Below are 19,335 nucleotides of genomic sequence, written 5' to 3' on the forward strand. Positions count from 1 at the left end.
TTCCGCTAATCCTATAAATAAAAATGAGTTGAAACACATAAAGGATTGATTTTTAGATAATTAATCGTAATATAATTGATTGAATTGCATTTTTTTACTTGCTTAAATCTGGAAGTTATTAAGTGCTAATGTTTTAATCCAGATATCTGCACTGGCTTATAGAGTTTAATTTTTAAAAAAGTTTAACTTTGTTTATGTTTACTTTGTAACCTCCCAACGTATTAATGATTGAAGACCATTATTTAATTGATCAACTCAAACAAAAACAACTAAAGACCCTGGATCAGGTCTACCTTACTTATAAAGAAGAGTTTTTTCTATTTGCCAGAAGTCTGTCTTTTCCGGAAGAAGATATTTCGGATCTATACCATGAGACCATTATCAGTTTTTATGAAAACATACAGAATGGAAAACTCAATAACCTAACCAGCACCTTAAAAACCTATTTATTTGCCATCGGTAAATTTAAGATGTACAAGGCAATGGAAAGTAATAAAGCACGTATCAGCAATGATTTGATTATTCATGCAGATGAAGAGGTTAGAACATTTGAAGTTGATATTGATATTGAAAAACAGCAGGTGTTAAAAAGCGCCTTTACCGAGCTGGGGATTAAGTGTAAAAAAGTATTGGAATTGTATTATTACGAAGGTTTGACATTAGACGAGATACAAGACTATTTAGGGTATAGCTCTAAAGATGTACTGAAAAGTCAAAAATCGAGATGTTTAAGACAATTAAAAGAATTTGTGGCAAAAAAATATGAATAAACAAGATTTAATAGAACAATATTTTACTGGACAACTATCCAATGAGGAGTTCTTAGAATTAAAGACCTTATTGGAAGTAGATCCTGAATTCAAGAAGGAATTCCATGCGCAGTTGGAAATCCAGCAGACTATTGCCCAAGAAAAAAGTGCCTTCTTAAAAGATCGATTCGCAGGGTTAGATAAAAAATCAGCGCCTAGAACCAAATGGTATTTATATGCCGCCACAGTGGCTGTGCTTATTGGTGTTGGTATTGGATACCTCTTTTATAACGCGCAACCTGATTTCCAAGAGTTGTATGCCCAAAACTTTGAAGCCTATCCCAATGTAATAGCACCTACGGTGCGCGGAGACTCCGAGGCTGACATGCCTATGATGGAAGCAGCCTTCCACGCATACGATAGTAAAAACTACACCGAGGCTGCCTCATTATTTGGGGAGCTTTACAAAGAAACAGACCAGGATTACGCCTACTTCTATCAAAACATAAGTTTAATGGCAGCCAGTAAAACAGAAACAGCAGTTGCGAATTTAGAACTGCACCATTGGAGTACACCACAAAAATACAAGACTAATGCACAGTGGTATGTAGCATTAGGCTATTTGAAACTGGAGCATAAAGAAAAAGCCATTCTATATTTAGAAAAAGTCGCAAATTCTTCGACTCCAATTGCTCATCAAGCAAAAGAAATCCTAAAAACGCTGAGGTAGAAATGTTTTACTATCTTTAAGGACTACAAAATTTACGCGTTAAATATGGATAAAATTACATTCTTGCTTGCTATATTCTTTTGTTGCATATTATTATCTGCGCAAGAGCCCACAACAGATGTTCCATTATTTGAACAAGGTGAAACCTATTTCTATAATAAGTTTCACACAGGCGACCCTCAAGCCTTTAAACAGGCCGACTCTGTATTTACTGCCTTAAAGGCAAGTGGGGAATTTGCATCTACCTCAGAGAAGATCGCTACAGAACTTTATCTTATACGCATCGGGCATTCTCGTGGCGCAGAAGATGACCTGAAGATTCTCACAGAATTAATCGACACCTATAATACTGAAGCTTTGGACGATAAGGAGCTTTATGATATGCTGCTTTATTATCAGCAGTTTTTACGGTTTTATGTAGGCGAGCCTGGTGCTAAAGAGAATATCTTGCAAATTATTGATGATCAATTAAAGAAAGCGCAACCAAACTATGAGATTGTTGCCATGGCTTATGATAACCTTAGTCGTCTCAGCCTAAAGAAAGACGACTATGAAGCGGCTGAGATTGCGGCAGCCTACGGTGAAAAGGCTATTACCTATTACGACAAAGCCGGTTTTAAGGCCATGTATGTCGCTACGATCCATTTTGTGGGAGGATGCTATCACTGGATGGATAAGGCAGAACTGAGTTTGGAATATATGGAAAAGGCTTATGGCTTACTCAAAACATTTGAGCATCCTAATGCCTATAGGTTATCTCAATTAGCATTTAATATTGCGTTAATTAATGCAGGCCAGTTTGCAAATAAACAAAAGTCCATAGATTACTTTAAAGAATCCATTCACTATCAGATCGAATCAAGAGGAGAAACTGATTTTCTGGTAATGTTATACTCGCTTCTAGCCGATGTTTATTTTGAGCTTAAAGATATTGAGCAGTCGGAATACTATGCCGAAAAAGGGTATTTACTGGCAAATGATGTCCTGAAATTAGAAAGTGTCTATTATCGATCACTGCCTTCTATGTCTTATTCCAGGATTTATGCAGCAAAGGGGGACTTTGAAAATGCGCGCCGGGTAATCGATAAGGTCGTGGAAGAAAGTATTGCTTTTTTTGGGGAAGATAACAAATTTACCGTGCAGGCTTTTAATGATAAGGCGAATGTTGAAATTCAAGCCAAAAATTACGATACCGCCCAAGTGTATTTAAAGCGTGCAGTAGAGGCCGCTGAAAACACCGGTCGTGTCTACTCCAGGCTATCAGCCTATGAGAATCTGGTGAATTTTTATCTGGAAAGGGAAGACTATGAAAACGCTGTGACCAATGCTCATATTTATTATGAATTAGACAAACAAGCCCTGGAAGGTGATCATATGAGCACAGTTAATGCGCAATTATTGTTAGCCGATGGTTACATGGGTTTAAAAGCATTGGACAGTGCAGCTGGCTATATAGCAGGTGCAAGAGGTGTTTTAGATGCGAAAAACAGTGATGCCGATGGTGTTATAAAACTAAGATCACGTTCCTTGGAAATGCTTTTGTATTTAAATTTATACAAAGAGCAACAGGATTCGGCCAGTCTTAATAAGGCCTATTCTCATGTGGCGAAGCTAATCGATGAAGTCATTTCAGGAAAGGCTTTCTATAAACACAATGAATCCAAGCTTTATTATAGTGAAAGTATTGTAGGGTCTATCAACACCGCCATGGAGGTGTGTCATCTAAAATATCACTTAAGTAAAGATCCCTCGGTGATCAATACCATCTTTAAGTTGATGGAGCTTAATAAATCATCCGTTCTTCTAGACGGTATCAATGACTCGAGCATCAAAAAAGAACTTGGGGTGCCGGATCGTATTATAGAGAAGCAAAATTCCCTGGAGATTAAGTTAGCGGATATAAACAAGCAAATTTATACCCTTGGCACAACAAAAGAAGATACCCAAGCTCAGCAAATAGAACTGGTCAATAAACGGCTGGCTTATATAAAAGGCTTAGATAGCATCACATCCGTTTTAGAGGATGACTATCCAAAATATGTTCAGGCCATAGAGTTTAAGCAAACCGAGGACCTTTCTTTTTATCAAGAAAACACCCTTGCTGATAATCAGGCCTTGGTCGAGTATTATATCAATGATACGATCATTTACCGAATAACCGTATCCAAGGGCAAGATCGCATATGATAAAATCATTGCTGAAAAGGGGTGGGAGCAATCAGTTACAAAACTTCGGGATCAGTTGATCGGACATAAAGAAATCACCTCTTTATCATCCGAGTTGGGAACCTTACTATTGCCTAAGTTACCTTCGAATATCACGGATATTATATTTGTACTTGATCGATCTTTGAATCAAATTCCTTTTGAAGTCTTGCACTACAATGAAGCGCCACTGGTAACAAGCTACAACATCAATTATATAGGATCGCTACAACTCTATGAAAAGCAAAAGGAGATAGGAGGGCAGCATGGTTATAATTGGGTTGGTTTTGCACCCAAATATGAGACGGCGAGTCTTTTTGACAATGAAAAGGAAGTCTATTCTATTAGTGAGATTGTAGAAGGAAATCCTATCCTGGGAGAAGAAGCGACCAAACAAAAGCTCATTCAACTCAGTGATGAGGCTTCTATCATTCACCTTGCTACGCATACCGAATTGGATAAGCTTAACCCCATGCTCAATAAAATATTATTTTCTAAAGACCAAGCTTCAAACGAGCTGACCACTTCGGAAATTTATGGTTTACAACTCAATGCCGATATGGCGGTATTAAGTGCATGTAACACAGGAACCGGTGTCTACAGAGGCGATGGTGTGATGAGTATGTCCAGAGCCTTTACCTATGCAGGTACATCGAGTACGGTGATGAGCTTGTGGAAAGTGCCGGATCAACAGACTTCTGAATTAATGGTACTGTTTTATGAGTATTTAAAGCAGGGGCAAACCAAAAGTGAAGCTTTAAAAAACGCCAAACTAAGTTACCTTAAAAACGTAAAGTACCAAGAATTAGCGCATCCCTTCTATTGGGCAGGTTTTGTTTTGTCAGGAGATGATTCTCCCATCCATTTTTCAACGCCTTTTTGGAAGCAACCTACCTTTATCATTGGCTTGCCGGTATTGTTAATCATTCTAGTAGTTGTTGCTTATAATAGAAAAAAGAAAAAAGGCATCAAGGGTAAAGACAATTAACGAATAGCAGTCACGTTTTTTTAAGATATCGGTTACCAAAAACCACATCAGAAATTCTCCTAGCGGTTTATTTAAAAGTTATTTAACAAATAAATGATTGCCTATTTTCAAATCAGTGTACCTCAAAGTTACCTTTGATTGTTTTATGCCCATAAGCACATGTACTAGAATTCCATCAGTTTATAGTTATAGCATATTTCAAAGTTGTTTGAATACCATTAGCTATAGGCAGGCGCATTATTGATACCTAACCATACCATTGACAAATCCTTCAATTTCTAACAATGGTATATCCTACAATCTGGGATAATCTGACATCACTTTTAGGAAAACCTGAGCATATTGTTTGTATGCCTAAATAGTATTAGTCCAAGCAAAGTCATACGCTCAGTCATTACCAATATCAATGCTTCGCTATCCATACCTTAATAATGAAGAAACTAAGTAGTTTATTTCGCTATCCAGGAAATAATAATAGTTATCATTCTGATTTACAAAAATATCACTAATTTCATAACTGCACATTACGCAATACGAATATAGAGACGGTTTAGCGAAATTCTGTTTCGATAATTGTGTTGTTGAGCGGAAATCCCTTCGGGCTTCCCGCTCAACGTAGCCGGCGCTTGACGGAGTCCAGCTCTACGGGACTGTCCTCTAACACGCGCTTGGCGCAATGCGCCCGAACCTGTGCCAAGCACCGGCTACGTTATGTGCAAGCAATAAAAACGAAACTGTAATAGGAATCCATTTTTGTGATTTTCAAGAAAAACAAAAGAACAAATGAATAAATTAGCTTTACTATTAATCATCGGGATTTCATTTTCATCTTGTAATCAAAGCAAAAAACACACAGCCAATTCGATAAGTAAAAACCAAATTATATTAGATTCTTTGACAGCAGAATTGGATTCAATTCAAAGAAATGGACAAATAAATGGATTTGCAGTTGCGATGGTCAGCCAAAATGGAGTGCTCTATGAAAAAGGCTTTGGACTAGCTAATATTGAGACCAAAGAAAAGTATACTGAAAACACAATACAACATATTGCTTCGGTTTCTAAAACACTAATTGGTATCGCTTTAATGAAAGCTAAAGAAATGGGGAAACTAAATTTAGACGACCCAATTCAGGACTATTTACCCTTTAAGGTAATAAACCCATATTATCCTGATGAAACAATTACAATAAGACAATTAGCAACACATACTTCAAGTATTAATGATACCGAACAATATATGGAAAGAGCTTGGATTCTTACAAAAGACCAAGACTTAACAAATATAAGCACAGCTTATCCAGCTCAAAGATTGAATTCATCTGAATTTGATGTTCCAATGGAAAAATATTTGAACGGCTATTTAGAAATAAATGGCCAATACTACCAAGATAATAATTACATTAAGTTCAAACCAGGAGAACGGTATAACTATTCAAACATAGGTGCTACATTATGTGCATTAGTTATCGAAAAAGCGACAGGTCAAGCATTTGATTCATTTACCGAAGAACATATCTTAAAGCCTTTAGGTATGAATTCATCAGGTTGGTCACTAGAGGATGTGGATATAAAAAAACATTCGAGATTGTATAGAAATGACAATACGCTTTTACCCTTTTATACCGCTATAACTTATCCTGACGGTATGTTGATTTCATCAAGTAACGATATGGCTAAATACCTAGCCGAATTAGTTAAAGGCTATTCTGGAGAAGGTACATTACTTTTAAAAGAAAGCTACAAGGAACTCTTTACAGAACAATTAGAAGAACATAACTTTGAATCAAGAAATGCAGGTAATCCCTACAATGGAGATTATAGCCCTGCTTTGTTCATTGGACATAGTGCATTGGGTTACATAGGACATTCAGGCGGAGATGCAGGAGTCGCAACTTGGATGTATTTTGACAAAGAGAAAAAAACGGGCAGATACATTGTAATTAACACAGATATGGGTAATGATAAACGAACCAAAGAATTAGAATATTATACGGTTTGGGATACAATGAATGAATATTTTGATAAGCTGAACCTATAAATAGCCAGCACATAACAAAGGCTATAAGCAATTGGGGTCTAGATGCTTAATTTAAATCATAATGATAAAATAAAGGACAGTGATAAATTAAAAGGTTTGGGGTTTAAAATCCCTAACTGCTCATAGCCACGACCGTTATGGGTAATGGTATAAACACATCTACGAAATAAAACCAAAATCAACGAAATATGGATAAAGCAACACAAACAATGATTGAAAACCTGCACAAGAACACAGGTAAAACATTGGCACAGTGGATTGATATTGTTAAAGCACAAAATTTCGCAAAACACGGAGAAATTGTAAAGTACCTGAAAGAGCAACACAAATTTACTCATGGATTTGCCAATCTTGTTGCACACAAAGCAAAAGAAACTGATGCTGGTTCTGTAAAAAACCAAGACGACTTGATAACGAAACAATACAAAGGCAAAGAACATTTCAAACCCATTTACGACAAACTCATTTCTGAAATCCAGAGTTTTGGAAATGACATTGAAATAGCGCCCAAAAACGCGTATGTAAGTTTAAGGCGAAAAAAGCAGTTTGCAACTTTAAATCCCGCAACAAAAAACCGTTTTGAAATAGGGATTAACCTCAAAGGGCAAGAACCCAAAGGAAAGTTAGAACCCGAAAAACCAAATGCAATGTGTTCGCATAAAATGAACTTGACTAACATAAAAGACATCGACAAAGAAGTAATTGATTGGATTAAAACCGCATACGAAAACGCAGGATAAATGAAAAAAGTAACAGGCATAGGGGGGATTTTTTTTAAATGTAAGAACCCCGAAAAAATGAAAGATTGGTACAGAAACCATTTAGGATTTGACACTGATAAATGGGGAACTAATTTTGAATGGCGACAAGGTTCGGATTCCACAAAAAAGGGTTTTACCCAATGGAGTCCATCCGCAGAAAACACATCTCATTTTGAGCCGTCCCAAAAAGAATTTATGATTAATTATAGGGTAGAAAATCTTGAACGGCTTATTGAGGAATTGAAAAAACAAGGAGTGACCATAGTTGATAAAATAGAAACTTTTGATTATGGAAAATTTGCCCACATCATAGACATAGAGGGGAATAAGATAGAACTGTGGGAACCAAATGACATTGAGTATGATAAAATCGTTGAAGGACGTACAAAATAACCACTACCCAAAACAGCGGCTATGCGTAATGCGGGTTTTGGTGCTAAAATTGAAAACAAATGAATATTAACAAACATATCGGTAGGCGGACATTAAAGTGCTTTGAAATCCCGCACTGGCCATAGCCGAGACCGTTAGCAGAAACCAATGACGACAGTTCGCTGAATGACCAGAGAATAAAGATAACTTTTGACAATAAACAATTAAAATAAAATGAAAAACAAATCAATCATTATCACAGGTGCCGGGATGGGACTTGGATTAGCAGCAGCAAAGGAATTAGCTTCAAAAGGTGCAAACCTTGTGTTGGTTGACTACAACGAAAAAGCGTTAGTGGACGCAAAATCAGAACTAAACAAAGAGTTTCCTGATGTAAAAACAATCACCGTTGTGGCGGATGTTTCAAATGAGGAAGCCGTTAAAAATTATGTTGATGAAACAGTAAAGGCATTTGGCAGAATTGACGGACTCTACAACAACGCAGGCATTGAGGGAAAACAGGAAAGCATTACCGAATATGATATAGATGTTTTCAAAAAGGTAATTGACATCAACTTGATGGGAGTTTACTACGGTTTACGCTATGTAATTCCAGTGATGCAAAAACAAAAGTTTGGTCGTATTGTGAATGCGGCATCTGTTGGTGGCATTCGTGGAGTTTTAAACCAAATGCCTTATGTGGCGAGCAAACACGCTGTCTCGGGTATGACAAAAAATGCCGCTTTGGAATATGGCAGAGACGGAATCCTAACTAATGCAATAGCACCCGGAGCAATTCTGACTCCAATGGTTGCAGAAGCATTCAAACAAGTAAATCCTGACAATCCGAAAGTAGCGGAAACAGAATATGCACAACGCAACCCTACAAAACGATTGGGACAGCCACGTGATGTAGCCAAATTAGTTGCATTCCTTTTGAGTGAAGACAACGGCTATGTAAGCGGACAAACCATTGCTATTGATGGAGGCGAATCAAACATTTATGGTAACTCATAATTCAATTTTGGCAGCCGCTAACACGGGCTTTGCAAAAGTGGCTCTTTAGTACTCCGCATAAACATTTGTGGTGAAAATCGCCACCTTCGCCAAGCCCCAAACCATTAGATACAATTTAAAACAAACAAAAAGCGGTTATGAAAACACGTCTAAAAATATTAGCTTCTTTTTTCCTAGTTCTTTTGGCAACAAATCAAATTGTTGCACAGGAGGCCACAGAAGCACATCAGGATTCGTTGGAAACAATTGTTAAGAAATATTATGATTTAAATCTTAAAATATTTCAAGCAAATTCGAAAGTAGAAGATATCGACAACATCTTTGAACTTTTTTCGGACGACTTTACATATGTTCATCCAAAATATGGCGGAACGTACACCAGAGAGGAATTGTATAACGGATACGTTCGAAATCAAAAAAATGGAGGGTATGATGGAAAAGTCACGGATATTAAAATACTAAATAAAATTGTCGGATTGAACGCTGTGGTGACGCAAAAATGTTTTGTGGAAAGGAAAGATGGTACAATTAAAGATGGAGAACCGCAGATGACCCTTTTTGAATTTAGGAAGGGAAAAATTTCTCGAATTTTTGAATATTGGTAGCGGGAAAAAACTGCACCTAAGAAAACATGGTGCGGATACCATTGCATTATCTACAGATCCCTTCTATTTTTCCAATTTAATGTGCTGAACTGTTAACTAGAGAAGATGTGGCTGTGAAAGATTCAATTCACCTATTAAATAGTAAAAGAGCCGCCCATGGGCAGCTCTTAATCAAATGTCATATACTTACCAGCCAATGGGCTTTGTTAAGACATTTTAATATCTTTAGAATTTGTATGACAATCCTAAAATAATTTGAGATGGTCTTGTGTCGATTCTACGTTCAACGGCATCATTACCAACAAACTTAGCTTCATTTTCGCTAAAGCCTCTTTCGTAACGAATATCAAGACCCAACTCTTCGGAAAGGTTTACACCTGCTCCAATTTGAAAACCAATTGTAAAGTCGTTTTTAACATCTTCTAGTTTCACATGTTCAAGCTCTGTATCTAGAATGTATTGTAATGCAGGTCCGGCAAAAATATGTACCGGTTCAAGAATGTTTAGACCAACTAAAAGCGGCATATCCAGTTTATTCATCTTAAAATCATCGTCGCCATACTTAGAATTAAGTCGAGTATAGATGAGCTCCGGTCTTAAGTATAGTGTACCAAAGTCCATTTTTCCAAAGGCTCCAATATGAAATCCTAGTTTTGAACTAGAATCCGAATTTAGATTTCCGATGCTCTGGGTGAGGTCTCCCGTTGCTCCAAAGTTAAGACCACCCTTAACTCCAAGACCGGTTCCTGTCTGTGCATACGTTGTTACTCCTGCCAAAAGGCAGATGATTATAATTGCTTTTTTCATGAAATAGTTATTTTATTACAGTGTTTTACTACTTAACTGATTTTTCCTACATTTATTTCATTTCTATTCCCTTTTTCTGCATTTTAACGATTAACGATTTCTCAGGTTACGGCTCTTTTAATTTCATTTTAAAGGTGGTATAATTTCGATTGTTTATGGTTTTTTGTTGACTCCGGCAGAAGACCCGGGTATTTGAGACGTGTTGAATCACTTAATCGCTATGATAATTATTTAAAACAAAAAGGGCCGCCATGTGGCAGCCCTTAATCTTATATTGATGGTAACAATTCAGCTTATTGGCCTTGTTGTCAGCATACTATTTTTAGAATTTATATGACAATCCCAAAATAAGTTGAGAAGGTCTGGTGTCAACTCTACCTTGGAATTCTTCGTTACTAGAAAACTCCGCTTCATTATCGCTAAATCCTCTTTCGAACCTAAGGTCAACTCCTAATTGATCAGAGAGGTTTACACCGGCTCCAATGTTAAGACCTACTGTAAAGTCATTTTTAACATCTTCCAATTCAATATTTTCCAATTCTGTATCCAGGATATATTGTAAAGAAGGTCCCGCAAAGATATGTAATGGGCCTAGAATGTTAAGACCAACAAGAAGTGGCATATCTAGTTTGCTCATTTCAAATTTATTGGTACCTGTATCATAATCGTATTCTGAGTTGAGCTTAGTATATACCAATTCAGGTCTGAAATAAAGTGTTCCAAAGTCCATTTTACCAAATACACCTAAGTGGAAGCCTACTTTAGAATCTGAACCGATGTTGCCTAGGTTTTCACGGATTGAGGCGTCACCATTGGCTCCAAAGTTAAGTCCACCCTTAAGTCCGATACCTGAACCTGATTGTGCGTAGGTTACTGCTCCTGCCAATAGGCAGATCATTAAAATTGCTTTTTTCATAATAAAGTTATTTTACGGTCTATTGCTATTAAACTGTTTTTATTGAGGTTTATTTTCTTTTTAACACTTTTATAACAGCTTTAACAATTGCTTCACTGTTTAAACCATACTTGTCCATAAGCTGCGCAGGAGTACCACTTTCTCCAAAAGTATCTTGTGTTGCAACAAATTCTTGAGGGCTTGGGTTGTTTTCTGCTAGTACTCTAGCGACACTTTCTCCCAGTCCGCCAAGGTAGTTATGCTCTTCTGCAGTAACTACACAACCTGTTTTACCTACTGATTCCAGAATTGCTTCTCTATCGATAGGTTTTATGGTGTGAATATCCAGGATGTCAGCTGAAATTCCTTGCTTAGCAAGTTCTTCTCCCGCGATTATAGATTCCCATACCAAGTGACCGGTTGCGATAATAGTTACATCGGTACCGTCATTGATCTTAACAGCTTTACCGATCTCAAATTTTTGATCGGCAGGAGTGAAGTTAGGAACTGCAGGACGTCCGAAACGCAGGTATACAGGTCCTTCGTATTCTGCAATAGCAATAGTAGCTGCTTTGGTTTGATTAAAGTCACAAGGATTGATTACAGTCATTCCCGGTAACATTTTCATCATACCTATATCTTCAAGGATCTGGTGCGTTGCACCATCTTCACCTAGTGTAAGACCAGCGTGAGAAGCACATATTTTTACGTTTTTATCGGAATAAGCGATTGACTGTCTGATTTGATCATAAACTCTACCGGTAGAGAAGTTTGCGAAAGTACCGGTAAAAGGAATTTTACCACCGATAGTAAGTCCGGCAGCGATACCCATCATATTGGCTTCAGCAATACCGATTTGGAAAAAACGCTCCGGATTTTCTTTGATAAAGTCAGCCATTTTTAAGGAACCTACCAAATCAGCGCAAAGTGCTACTACATTTGGATTGGTGCGTCCCAATTCAGTAAGTCCTGCTCCAAATCCGCTTCTGGTATCTATCTTTTCTGTATATGTATATTTTTTCATCTTTATATTTTCTTGTGTTTTACAATGCGTCTATGGGGTAGTGACTTAATAATCACCCAAGGTTTCCGGATTTTGAGCTAATGCTTTTTCCAATTGCTCGTCGTTTGGAGCCTTTCCGTGCCATGCATGGGTGCCCATCATAAAATCTACGCCGTTCCCCATAACGGTATGTAATAAAATACAAACGGGTTTGCCTTTTCCGGTTCTGCTTTTTGCCTCTGCAAGACCTGCTAAAACGGCATCGAGGTCATTCCCTTGTTCTACTTCCAACACATCCCAACCAAAAGCTTCAAATTTAGCTTTTAAGTTTCCAAGTGGAAGTACATCCTTAGTCGCTCCGTCAATTTGTTGACCGTTGTAGTCAATAGTAGAAATTAGGTTGTCTATGTTGTTACCGGCAGCATACATAATTGCTTCCCAGTTTTGACCTTCCTGAAGTTCACCATCACCATGTAAGGTGTAGATGATATGATTATCCTTATTAAGTTTCTTTGCTTGAGCTGCGCCTATGGCTACGGACATCCCTTGTCCTAAGGAACCTGATGCGATACGAATACCTGGAAGGCCTTCATGCGTGGTTGGGTGTCCTTGTAGACGAGAGTCTAATAATCGGAATGTATCTAATTCTTCAACTGGGAAGAATCCTCTTCGGGCCAATACACTATAAAATACGGGAGAGATATGACCGTTAGATAGGAAAAACAAATCTTCACCGATTCCGTCCATGGTAAATTCTTCTTTGATTTCCATGACATCATTATATAAGGCTACTAAAAACTCGGCACATCCTAAAGATCCTCCGGGGTGACCTGAATTTACTTTATGTACCATCCTTACAATATCCCTTCTTACTTGGGTTGTTAACTCCTTTAGTTTCTGTGTGTCTGACATTGGTTTTCTTTATTATTTATCTCCCACAAAAATAAAGTTTTAAAAATGTATAGCAAAGGAATTTAGCACACTAATTCGGGTTATTTGTGATATAATACGCCCAGATTATACAATCTTTAGTAATGTGGAGCGATTAACTTGTTTATCTTTGCATCTTTGAAATAAAAGTCCTGCGTTAGAAAAGGAAATAGACGCAAGTTGTTGGATTTGACCCAGGAAACAAATTAGAGCAGACAAGCTACATGGATTTTAAAATATCAGCAAAGGATGCGGCCGGTAAAGCCAGGGCAGCAACCATTACTACAGATCACGGAACCATTGAGACTCCGATCTTTATGCCGGTGGGAACAGTGGCCTCGGTAAAGGGCGTGCATCAACGTGAACTCAAAGAAGATATCAATCCCGATATTATTTTGGGGAACACCTATCATTTATACTTACGACCTAAAACCTCTATTTTAGAGGCTGCAGGAGGGTTGCATAAATTCATGAATTGGGACCGAAACATCCTAACCGATAGTGGAGGATACCAGGTGTATTCGCTCTCCGGAACGCGAAAGATTAAAGAGGAAGGTGTTAAGTTTAAAAGTCATATCGATGGCTCTTACCATTTCTTTAGTCCTGAATACGTTATGGATATTCAGCGTACCATAGGTGCAGACATTATCATGGCCTTTGATGAGTGTACACCCTACCCATGTGATTACAATTACGCAAGACGTTCTATGCATATGACGCATAGATGGCTGGACCGTTGTATTAAAAGATTTGATCAAACGCAGCCAAAGTACGGTTACAATCAGACCTTGTTTCCCATAGTTCAAGGTTCTACCTATAAAGATTTAAGAATACAATCCGCAGAGTACATCGCCAATTCCGGCGCTGAGGGTAATGCTATCGGCGGCTTATCGGTAGGGGAGCCCGCAGAAGAAATGTATGCGATGACCGAGGTGGTGTGTGGTATATTGCCCGAAGATAAACCACGGTATTTAATGGGTGTGGGGACACCGATTAATATTTTGGAGAACATCGCCTTAGGAGTGGATATGTTTGACTGTGTGATGCCGACGCGTAATGCCAGAAACGGGATGCTGTTTACCGCACACGGTACAATCAATATAAAAAATAAAAAATGGGAGGATGATTTTTCTCCTGTCGATGAGATGGGTATTACTTATGTGGATACCTATTATACCAAGGCTTATCTAAGACACCTCTTTGCTGCCAATGAATATTTAGGAAAACAAATTGCGACAATTCACAATTTAGGTTTTTATTTATGGTTGGTTCGTCAGGCAAGAAAACATATCTTAGCAGGAGATTTCACGGCTTGGAAGAATACCATGGTCAAGCAAATGGACAAGCGGTTGTAGCTGGCATTAAACAAGAGCAAACAGACTTAAAAAACGGAATATATTTTAACCAAAAGGAGTATTTATTAAAGTGAAAATAATAGACTGGTATATATTAAAGCGCTACTTAATGACCTTCTTTGCGATGATGGTTTTGTTTATCCCCATCGGTATCATGATCGATGTCTCGGAGAAGGTAGACAAGATGATTGCCAATGAAGCGCCTACAAGTGAAATTATTGCGTATTATATTGACTTTACGTTTTACTTTGCCAGTTTCTTGTTCCCTATATTTTTATTCTTATCGATCATTTGGTTTACCTCCAAGCTTGCCAACAACACTGAGGTGATTGCGATCCTAAGTTCCGGGATATCCTTTAGACGATTTTTACGCCCTTATTTTATAGGCGCAACCATCATTGCAATCTTTGCTTTTATCATGGGGATGTTTATCGTTCCTGATGCCAGTGAGGGTTATAATGATTTTTATATCACCTACCTTAAGGGAGGTCGAGATAAGGGTAGGGAGACAACCAACCTTTTCAATCAGATCAACGAAAACGAATATATTTACGTGAGTAGTTTTACCCCCAGTACCAAGATTGGCTATAACTTTACCTTGGAGAATTTTAAGGGTAATGAGCTTCAGTATAAAATTACGGCCAGTAATATTCGCTGGGTAGATAAGGATAGCACCTATCGTTTAAGCAGTTATATCAAACGTATCGTTGGAGAAAGAGACGATATTATCATAAAAGAAAACCGACTAGATACCATTTTTGATTTTGACTTGGAAGATTTGACGCCCGTTTCTTATGTAGCGGAGACCAAAAATTTATTTGAGTTAAATGAATTTATTCAGCAACAACGCGACAAAGGCGCTCCAAACATTAACACCTATTTGGTGGTGAAATACAAACGTTGGAGTTTACCGGTATCGGCTTTTATCTTAACGATTATTGCGGTATCCGTTTCTTCCATGAAACGCCGTGGGGGTATGGGGCTAAATTTAGCCATCGGAATCTCTCTGGCTTTTATTTTTGTGTTCTTTGACAAGGTTTTTGGAACACTGGCAGAGCAGTCGGATTTTTCACCGCTACTTGCTGTGGCCCTCCCAAATATTATATTTGGTGTACTCGCTATTTATCTACTTAATAATGCTAAACGCTAAATTAAAAAATTACCTCCTTTTACATCTGATTGTATTCATATGGGGGTTTACGGCTATTTTGGGAGCCTTAATTTCTTTGGACGCCATACCTCTGGTGTGGTTTAGGATGTCCCTTGCCGCAGTATTCATTGGGATCTATGTGGCCTTTAGGCGTATTAAACTACGCGTCACTAAAAAGTTATTTATTACACTGGTCATCGCAGGAGGGATCATTGCCTTGCACTGGATCACTTTCTTTATGGCTATCAAGGTGTCCAATGTGTCGGTCACTTTGGCAACGATTTCAACGGGCGCTTTTTTTACGGCCTTTTTGGAGCCAATCTTTTACAAGAGAAAGATGGTTTGGTATGAGATTATGTTTGGTCTTATTGTGATTGCCGGGTTGTATATCATCTTTAATGTGGGTGCCGACTATAAATTAGGAATTATACTGGCGTTAGTATCGGCATTGCTCTCCTCGATATTTTCTCTAATTAATGGAAAACTGGTACATAAACTCGATTCCACTGTAATCGGTCTTTATGAGATTACTGCCGGGGTGCTCCTGATTACCGGCTATCTTTTTATAACTAAACAGTTCACTTTTGAATACTTCCAATTGTCAACTTCAGATTGGATGTACATGCTACTACTCTCTAGTATTTGTACTGCTTTTGCTATTGTTGCTTCAGTGAAAGTTATGAAGCTTATCAGCCCTTATACAGTGATGCTGACCATTAACTTGGAGCCGATTTATGGAATCTTCCTAGCATACCTTATCTTTGGAGATGCTGAAAAGATGAGTCCGGGTTTTTATGTAGGGGGCGCTGTGATTTTAGCCACAGTACTGGCTAACGGAATAATGAAGAATACACTGAAAAGAAAAACAGCGATAAAGCAAGACAAATAGTTTAAAGTTTTATATTTGTGGGCTGTAGAATAAATTAAATGTACTCATGGAATATTTAGATTTTGAGTTGCCAATTAAAGAGCTTGAAGAACAATTGGATAAATGTGTGGTGTTGGGATCAGAGAGTGAAATTGACGTATCTGATACCTGCAAGCAATTGGAGAAGAAACTAGAAAAGACCAAAAAAGATATTTATAAAAACCTTACCGCATGGCAACGTGTGCAGTTGTCCAGACATCCGTCCAGACCCTACACCATGGATTATATTGAGGCCATTTGCGGAGATACCTTCTTAGAACTTCACGGTGATCGAAATGTCAAAGATGACAAAGCGATGATCGGAGGGTTGGGCAAAATTGGGGAACAAACCTATATGTTCATCGGACAGCAAAAAGGTTATAATACGAAAACACGTCAGTACAGAAACTTTGGGATGGCAAATCCTGAAGGTTATCGCAAAGCACTTCGCCTGATGAAAATGGCAGAGAAGTTTGGAGTTCCTGTAGTGACCCTTATTGATACTCCCGGTGCTTATCCCGGTATCGAAGCAGAGGAACGTGGACAAGGTGAGGCTATTGCCAGAAACATTCTTGAGATGACCAGATTAAAGGTACCGATCATCGTACTTATAATCGGTGAGGGAGCCTCCGGAGGAGCCTTGGGAATTGGAGTAGGTGATCGCGTACTGATGTTAGAGAATACTTGGTATTCTGTAATCTCACCGGAATCATGTTCTTCAATTCTTTGGAGAAGTTGGGAATACAAAGAACAGGCTGCTGAGGCGCTTAAGCTGACAGCCAGTGATATGAAAAAATTACACCTAGTGGATGATATTGTAAAAGAACCATTAGGGGGAGCGCATTCCGATCGTGGAACGACTTTTAAAATCGTAGAGGAGAAAATTCATGAAGTACATGAGCAACTTAAAAAGTTATCCCCAACAGATTTGGTCAAAAAACGTATGGATAAATATTCAAAGATGGGCGTCTATTCCGGATAAGCCCCTGTGTTTGTTACGAAAATGTTAAGACCGGAGTTTGTGCTTCGGTTTTTTTTACCTTTATTAACAAGAAATTCAAGTTATTAACACTATAATTGTTCACAACCGGTTAATAAACCCACGCGCGTTTTAACCCTAGTTGAGAATACAATTATATACATTCGTGTCTATGGAAAATTTAAACCCGATACAAGGCGTCAGAATCAATAAATCCAGTGTGATTCCGTTGGAAAAAGGCAAAATTCCACCGCAAGCTACTGATTTAGAGGAGGCTGTGTTAGGGGCAATGATGATTGACAAGAAAGGTGTCGACGAGGCGATCGACATTTTGAGCCCGGATGCGTTCTATAAGGAGGCCCACAAACACATTTTTGAGGCCATAGTGCAGTTATTTGAATCTTCCGAGCCCATAGACTTATTAACAGTTTCGGCGCGTTTAAAACAGAACAAAAGACTTGAAGCAGTAGGAGGGGACTTTTATTTGATCCAATTGACTAAAAAAGTATCTTCTTCGGCGCATATTGAGTTCCACTCCCGTATTATTTTACAGAAATACATTCAGCGTAGTCTGATTAAAATTTCCAGTGAGATTATCGAAGAGGCCTATGATGAGGGTACTGATGTTTTTGACCTTTTAGATTCAGCAGAATCTAAGTTGTATGAAGTAACTCAGGGGAATATCAAAAAATCCTCGGAGACTGCTCAGAGTTTGGTAATCCAGGCAAAGAAAAAAATTGAAGAAATATCAAACAAAGAAGGGCTCAGTGGTATTCCTTCCGGATTTGATCGTTTAGATAAATTAACCTCAGGATGGCAGCCCAGTGATTTAATTATCGTTGCTGCGCGTCCGGGTATGGGTAAAACTGCGCTGACCTTGTCTATGGCCAGGAACATTGCGGTAAACTCAAACATACCTGTGGCCTTTTTCTCACTAGAGATGTCCTCAGTACAGCTTATTACCCGTTTGATTTCTTCAGAGACAGGATTGTCTTCTGAGAAACTCCGTACGGGGAAATTAGAAAAACACGAATGGGAGCAACTCAATGTAAAGGTGAAAGGATTAGAAACCGCACCTTTATTTATTGATGATTCGCCTTCACTATCTATTTTTGACCTCAGAGCAAAGGCGAGAAGATTGGCTTCTCAACACGGTATTCGACTTATCGTAATTGATTACTTGCAACTTATGACCGCCGGGGGTAGCCAAAAAGGCGGAAACCGTGAACAAGAGATTTCTACTATTTCAAGGAACCTTAAGGCGCTTGCAAAAGAATTGGACGTACCAGTTATTGCTCTTTCTCAGTTATCACGTGCTGTGGAAACCAGGGGAGGTAGTAAACGACCATTACTTTCGGATCTTAGGGAATCCGGAGCAATTGAGCAGGATGCGGATATTGTGTCCTTTATCTACAGACCGGAATATTATAAGATTGATGAATGGGATGATGAAGAGCGAAGCCCAACACAAGGTCAGGCGGAATTCATTATAGCGAAGCACCGTAACGGTGGTTTGGAGAATATCCGTCTTAAATTCGTTGGTCACCTCGGTAAATTTGACAACTTGGATGATTTTGATTCACCCTTTGAATTCCAGTCAAAGATGAATGCCAATGACGACAATCCTTTTGCAACAACTGATCTCCCCAGTGCTGACGAAGCTTTCGGAAGCTCTATGAATGATGATGATGGAGATGTGCCGTTTTAAGAGTCACTGATAAAAACTAACCTATTGCCCAAATACTTCAATGTGTCCCTGGGCAATTTTTGTTTTCTGTTCAGTTTTGTTCATTAAATTTACGTGTTCAGCACTGCTGAACACTAAATTTAATGAACAAAACTA

General features: G+C 38.4%; 17 protein-coding genes. 13 read left to right on the forward strand and 4 right to left on the reverse strand.

What is annotated here, in order from left to right; genetic code table 11:
• Positions 1 to 224 precede the first annotated feature (224 nt).
• The 8 genes from ACN0TV_RS01485 (at position 225) to ACN0TV_RS01520 (ending at position 9,466) form a co-directional block, all read left to right on the forward strand.
• The gene (locus ACN0TV_RS01485) at positions 225 to 770 is read left to right on the forward strand and encodes an RNA polymerase sigma factor (protein WP_417359400.1); all 546 of its coding nucleotides are present in this window, start codon (positions 225 to 227) and stop codon (positions 768 to 770) included.
• Positions 763 to 1,479, forward strand: a complete 717-nt coding sequence (locus ACN0TV_RS01490; protein ID WP_417359402.1) for a tetratricopeptide repeat protein — start codon at positions 763 to 765, stop codon at positions 1,477 to 1,479. Before ACN0TV_RS01485 ends, ACN0TV_RS01490 begins: the two co-directional genes overlap by 8 nt.
• Positions 1,480 to 1,524: 45 nt before the next feature.
• Positions 1,525 to 4,671 carry a CHAT domain-containing protein gene (locus tag ACN0TV_RS01495; RefSeq protein WP_417359404.1) on the forward strand — a complete coding sequence of 1,049 codons (3,147 nt, stop codon included), beginning with the start codon at positions 1,525 to 1,527 and terminating at the stop codon, positions 4,669 to 4,671.
• Positions 4,672 to 5,454: 783 nt separating this feature from the next.
• Complete coding sequence (locus ACN0TV_RS01500) at positions 5,455 to 6,711, forward strand: serine hydrolase domain-containing protein (protein WP_417359406.1); 1,257 nt, start codon at positions 5,455 to 5,457, stop codon at positions 6,709 to 6,711.
• A 188-nt stretch (positions 6,712 to 6,899) separates the two neighbouring features.
• Positions 6,900 to 7,451: a DUF4287 domain-containing protein gene (locus ACN0TV_RS01505; RefSeq protein WP_417359408.1), complete on the forward strand. Its 552-nt coding sequence runs from the start codon at positions 6,900 to 6,902 to the stop codon at positions 7,449 to 7,451.
• A complete protein-coding gene (locus tag ACN0TV_RS01510; protein ID WP_417359410.1) occupies positions 7,452 to 7,865 on the forward strand; it encodes a VOC family protein in 414 nt (137 codons plus the stop codon).
• Positions 7,866 to 8,078: 213 nt separating this feature from the next.
• The gene (locus ACN0TV_RS01515; RefSeq protein WP_417359411.1) at positions 8,079 to 8,861 is read left to right on the forward strand and encodes a glucose 1-dehydrogenase; all 783 of its coding nucleotides are present in this window, start codon (positions 8,079 to 8,081) and stop codon (positions 8,859 to 8,861) included.
• 137 nt (positions 8,862 to 8,998) lie between these two features.
• The gene (locus ACN0TV_RS01520) at positions 8,999 to 9,466 is read left to right on the forward strand and encodes a nuclear transport factor 2 family protein (protein ID WP_417359413.1); all 468 of its coding nucleotides are present in this window, start codon (positions 8,999 to 9,001) and stop codon (positions 9,464 to 9,466) included.
• Positions 9,467 to 9,691: 225 nt separating this feature from the next.
• On the opposite strand, the gene ACN0TV_RS01525 is transcribed toward ACN0TV_RS01520, so the two are convergent.
• From ACN0TV_RS01525 to ACN0TV_RS01540, 4 genes are all read right to left on the reverse strand, one after another.
• Positions 9,692 to 10,273: a porin family protein gene (locus ACN0TV_RS01525; RefSeq protein ID WP_417359415.1), complete on the reverse strand. Its 582-nt coding sequence runs from the start codon at positions 10,271 to 10,273 to the stop codon at positions 9,692 to 9,694.
• A gap of 322 nt (positions 10,274 to 10,595) precedes the next feature.
• Positions 10,596 to 11,189 (reverse strand): porin family protein, encoded by a 594-nt coding sequence (locus ACN0TV_RS01530; protein WP_417359417.1) that lies wholly within the window; start codon positions 11,187 to 11,189, stop codon positions 10,596 to 10,598.
• A gap of 49 nt (positions 11,190 to 11,238) precedes the next feature.
• Positions 11,239 to 12,192, reverse strand: coding sequence for a transketolase family protein (locus tag ACN0TV_RS01535; RefSeq protein WP_417359419.1), 954 nt, complete (start codon positions 12,190 to 12,192; stop codon positions 11,239 to 11,241).
• A 45-nt stretch (positions 12,193 to 12,237) separates the two neighbouring features.
• Positions 12,238 to 13,083 (reverse strand): transketolase, encoded by an 846-nt coding sequence (locus ACN0TV_RS01540; RefSeq protein ID WP_417359421.1) that lies wholly within the window; start codon positions 13,081 to 13,083, stop codon positions 12,238 to 12,240.
• Between the two features lie 242 nt (positions 13,084 to 13,325).
• Between ACN0TV_RS01540 and tgt the strand changes: the two genes are divergently transcribed.
• The 5 genes from tgt (at position 13,326) to dnaB (ending at position 19,200) form a co-directional block, all read left to right on the forward strand.
• Entirely contained in the window at positions 13,326 to 14,456 is a 1,131-nt protein-coding gene (gene tgt / locus ACN0TV_RS01545; RefSeq protein WP_417359423.1) for a tRNA guanosine(34) transglycosylase Tgt, read from the forward strand.
• A 70-nt stretch (positions 14,457 to 14,526) separates the two neighbouring features.
• Positions 14,527 to 15,606 (forward strand): LptF/LptG family permease, encoded by a 1,080-nt coding sequence (locus ACN0TV_RS01550; RefSeq protein WP_417359425.1) that lies wholly within the window; start codon positions 14,527 to 14,529, stop codon positions 15,604 to 15,606.
• Positions 15,593 to 16,495, forward strand: coding sequence for a DMT family transporter (locus ACN0TV_RS01555; protein WP_417359427.1), 903 nt, complete (start codon positions 15,593 to 15,595; stop codon positions 16,493 to 16,495). The genes ACN0TV_RS01550 and ACN0TV_RS01555 overlap by 14 nt, the downstream gene beginning before the upstream one ends.
• Before the next feature lie 46 nt (positions 16,496 to 16,541).
• Positions 16,542 to 17,495, forward strand: coding sequence for an acetyl-CoA carboxylase carboxyltransferase subunit alpha (locus ACN0TV_RS01560; RefSeq protein ID WP_417359429.1), 954 nt, complete (start codon positions 16,542 to 16,544; stop codon positions 17,493 to 17,495).
• Between the two features lie 169 nt (positions 17,496 to 17,664).
• Positions 17,665 to 19,200, forward strand: coding sequence for a replicative DNA helicase (dnaB, locus tag ACN0TV_RS01565; RefSeq protein ID WP_417359431.1), 1,536 nt, complete (start codon positions 17,665 to 17,667; stop codon positions 19,198 to 19,200).
• The last annotated feature ends 135 nt before the right edge of the window (positions 19,201 to 19,335 follow it).

Source organism: Galbibacter sp. (genome assembly GCF_048266365.1).
Lineage (GTDB): Bacteria > Bacteroidota > Bacteroidia > Flavobacteriales > Flavobacteriaceae > Galbibacter.

Coding starts and splice junctions, on each gene's coding strand:
- ACN0TV_RS01525 (WP_417359415.1), bottom strand. CDS start 10,273: ATGAAAAAAGCAATTATAATCATCTGCCTTTTGGCAGGAGTAACAACG.
- ACN0TV_RS01535 (WP_417359419.1), bottom strand. CDS start 12,192: ATGAAAAAATATACATATACAGAAAAGATAGATACCAGAAGCGGATTT.
- dnaB (WP_417359431.1), top strand. CDS start 17,665: ATGGAAAATTTAAACCCGATACAAGGCGTCAGAATCAATAAATCCAGT.
- ACN0TV_RS01510 (WP_417359410.1), top strand. CDS start 7,452: ATGAAAAAAGTAACAGGCATAGGGGGGATTTTTTTTAAATGTAAGAAC.
- ACN0TV_RS01505 (WP_417359408.1), top strand. CDS start 6,900: ATGGATAAAGCAACACAAACAATGATTGAAAACCTGCACAAGAACACA.
- ACN0TV_RS01530 (WP_417359417.1), bottom strand. CDS start 11,189: ATGAAAAAAGCAATTTTAATGATCTGCCTATTGGCAGGAGCAGTAACC.
- ACN0TV_RS01540 (WP_417359421.1), bottom strand. CDS start 13,083: ATGTCAGACACACAGAAACTAAAGGAGTTAACAACCCAAGTAAGAAGG.
- ACN0TV_RS01490 (WP_417359402.1), top strand. CDS start 763: ATGAATAAACAAGATTTAATAGAACAATATTTTACTGGACAACTATCC.
- ACN0TV_RS01500 (WP_417359406.1), top strand. CDS start 5,455: ATGAATAAATTAGCTTTACTATTAATCATCGGGATTTCATTTTCATCT.
- tgt (WP_417359423.1), top strand. CDS start 13,326: ATGGATTTTAAAATATCAGCAAAGGATGCGGCCGGTAAAGCCAGGGCA.
- ACN0TV_RS01555 (WP_417359427.1), top strand. CDS start 15,593: ATGCTAAACGCTAAATTAAAAAATTACCTCCTTTTACATCTGATTGTA.
- ACN0TV_RS01520 (WP_417359413.1), top strand. CDS start 8,999: ATGAAAACACGTCTAAAAATATTAGCTTCTTTTTTCCTAGTTCTTTTG.
- ACN0TV_RS01495 (WP_417359404.1), top strand. CDS start 1,525: ATGGATAAAATTACATTCTTGCTTGCTATATTCTTTTGTTGCATATTA.
- ACN0TV_RS01515 (WP_417359411.1), top strand. CDS start 8,079: ATGAAAAACAAATCAATCATTATCACAGGTGCCGGGATGGGACTTGGA.
- ACN0TV_RS01560 (WP_417359429.1), top strand. CDS start 16,542: ATGGAATATTTAGATTTTGAGTTGCCAATTAAAGAGCTTGAAGAACAA.
- ACN0TV_RS01485 (WP_417359400.1), top strand. CDS start 225: ATGATTGAAGACCATTATTTAATTGATCAACTCAAACAAAAACAACTA.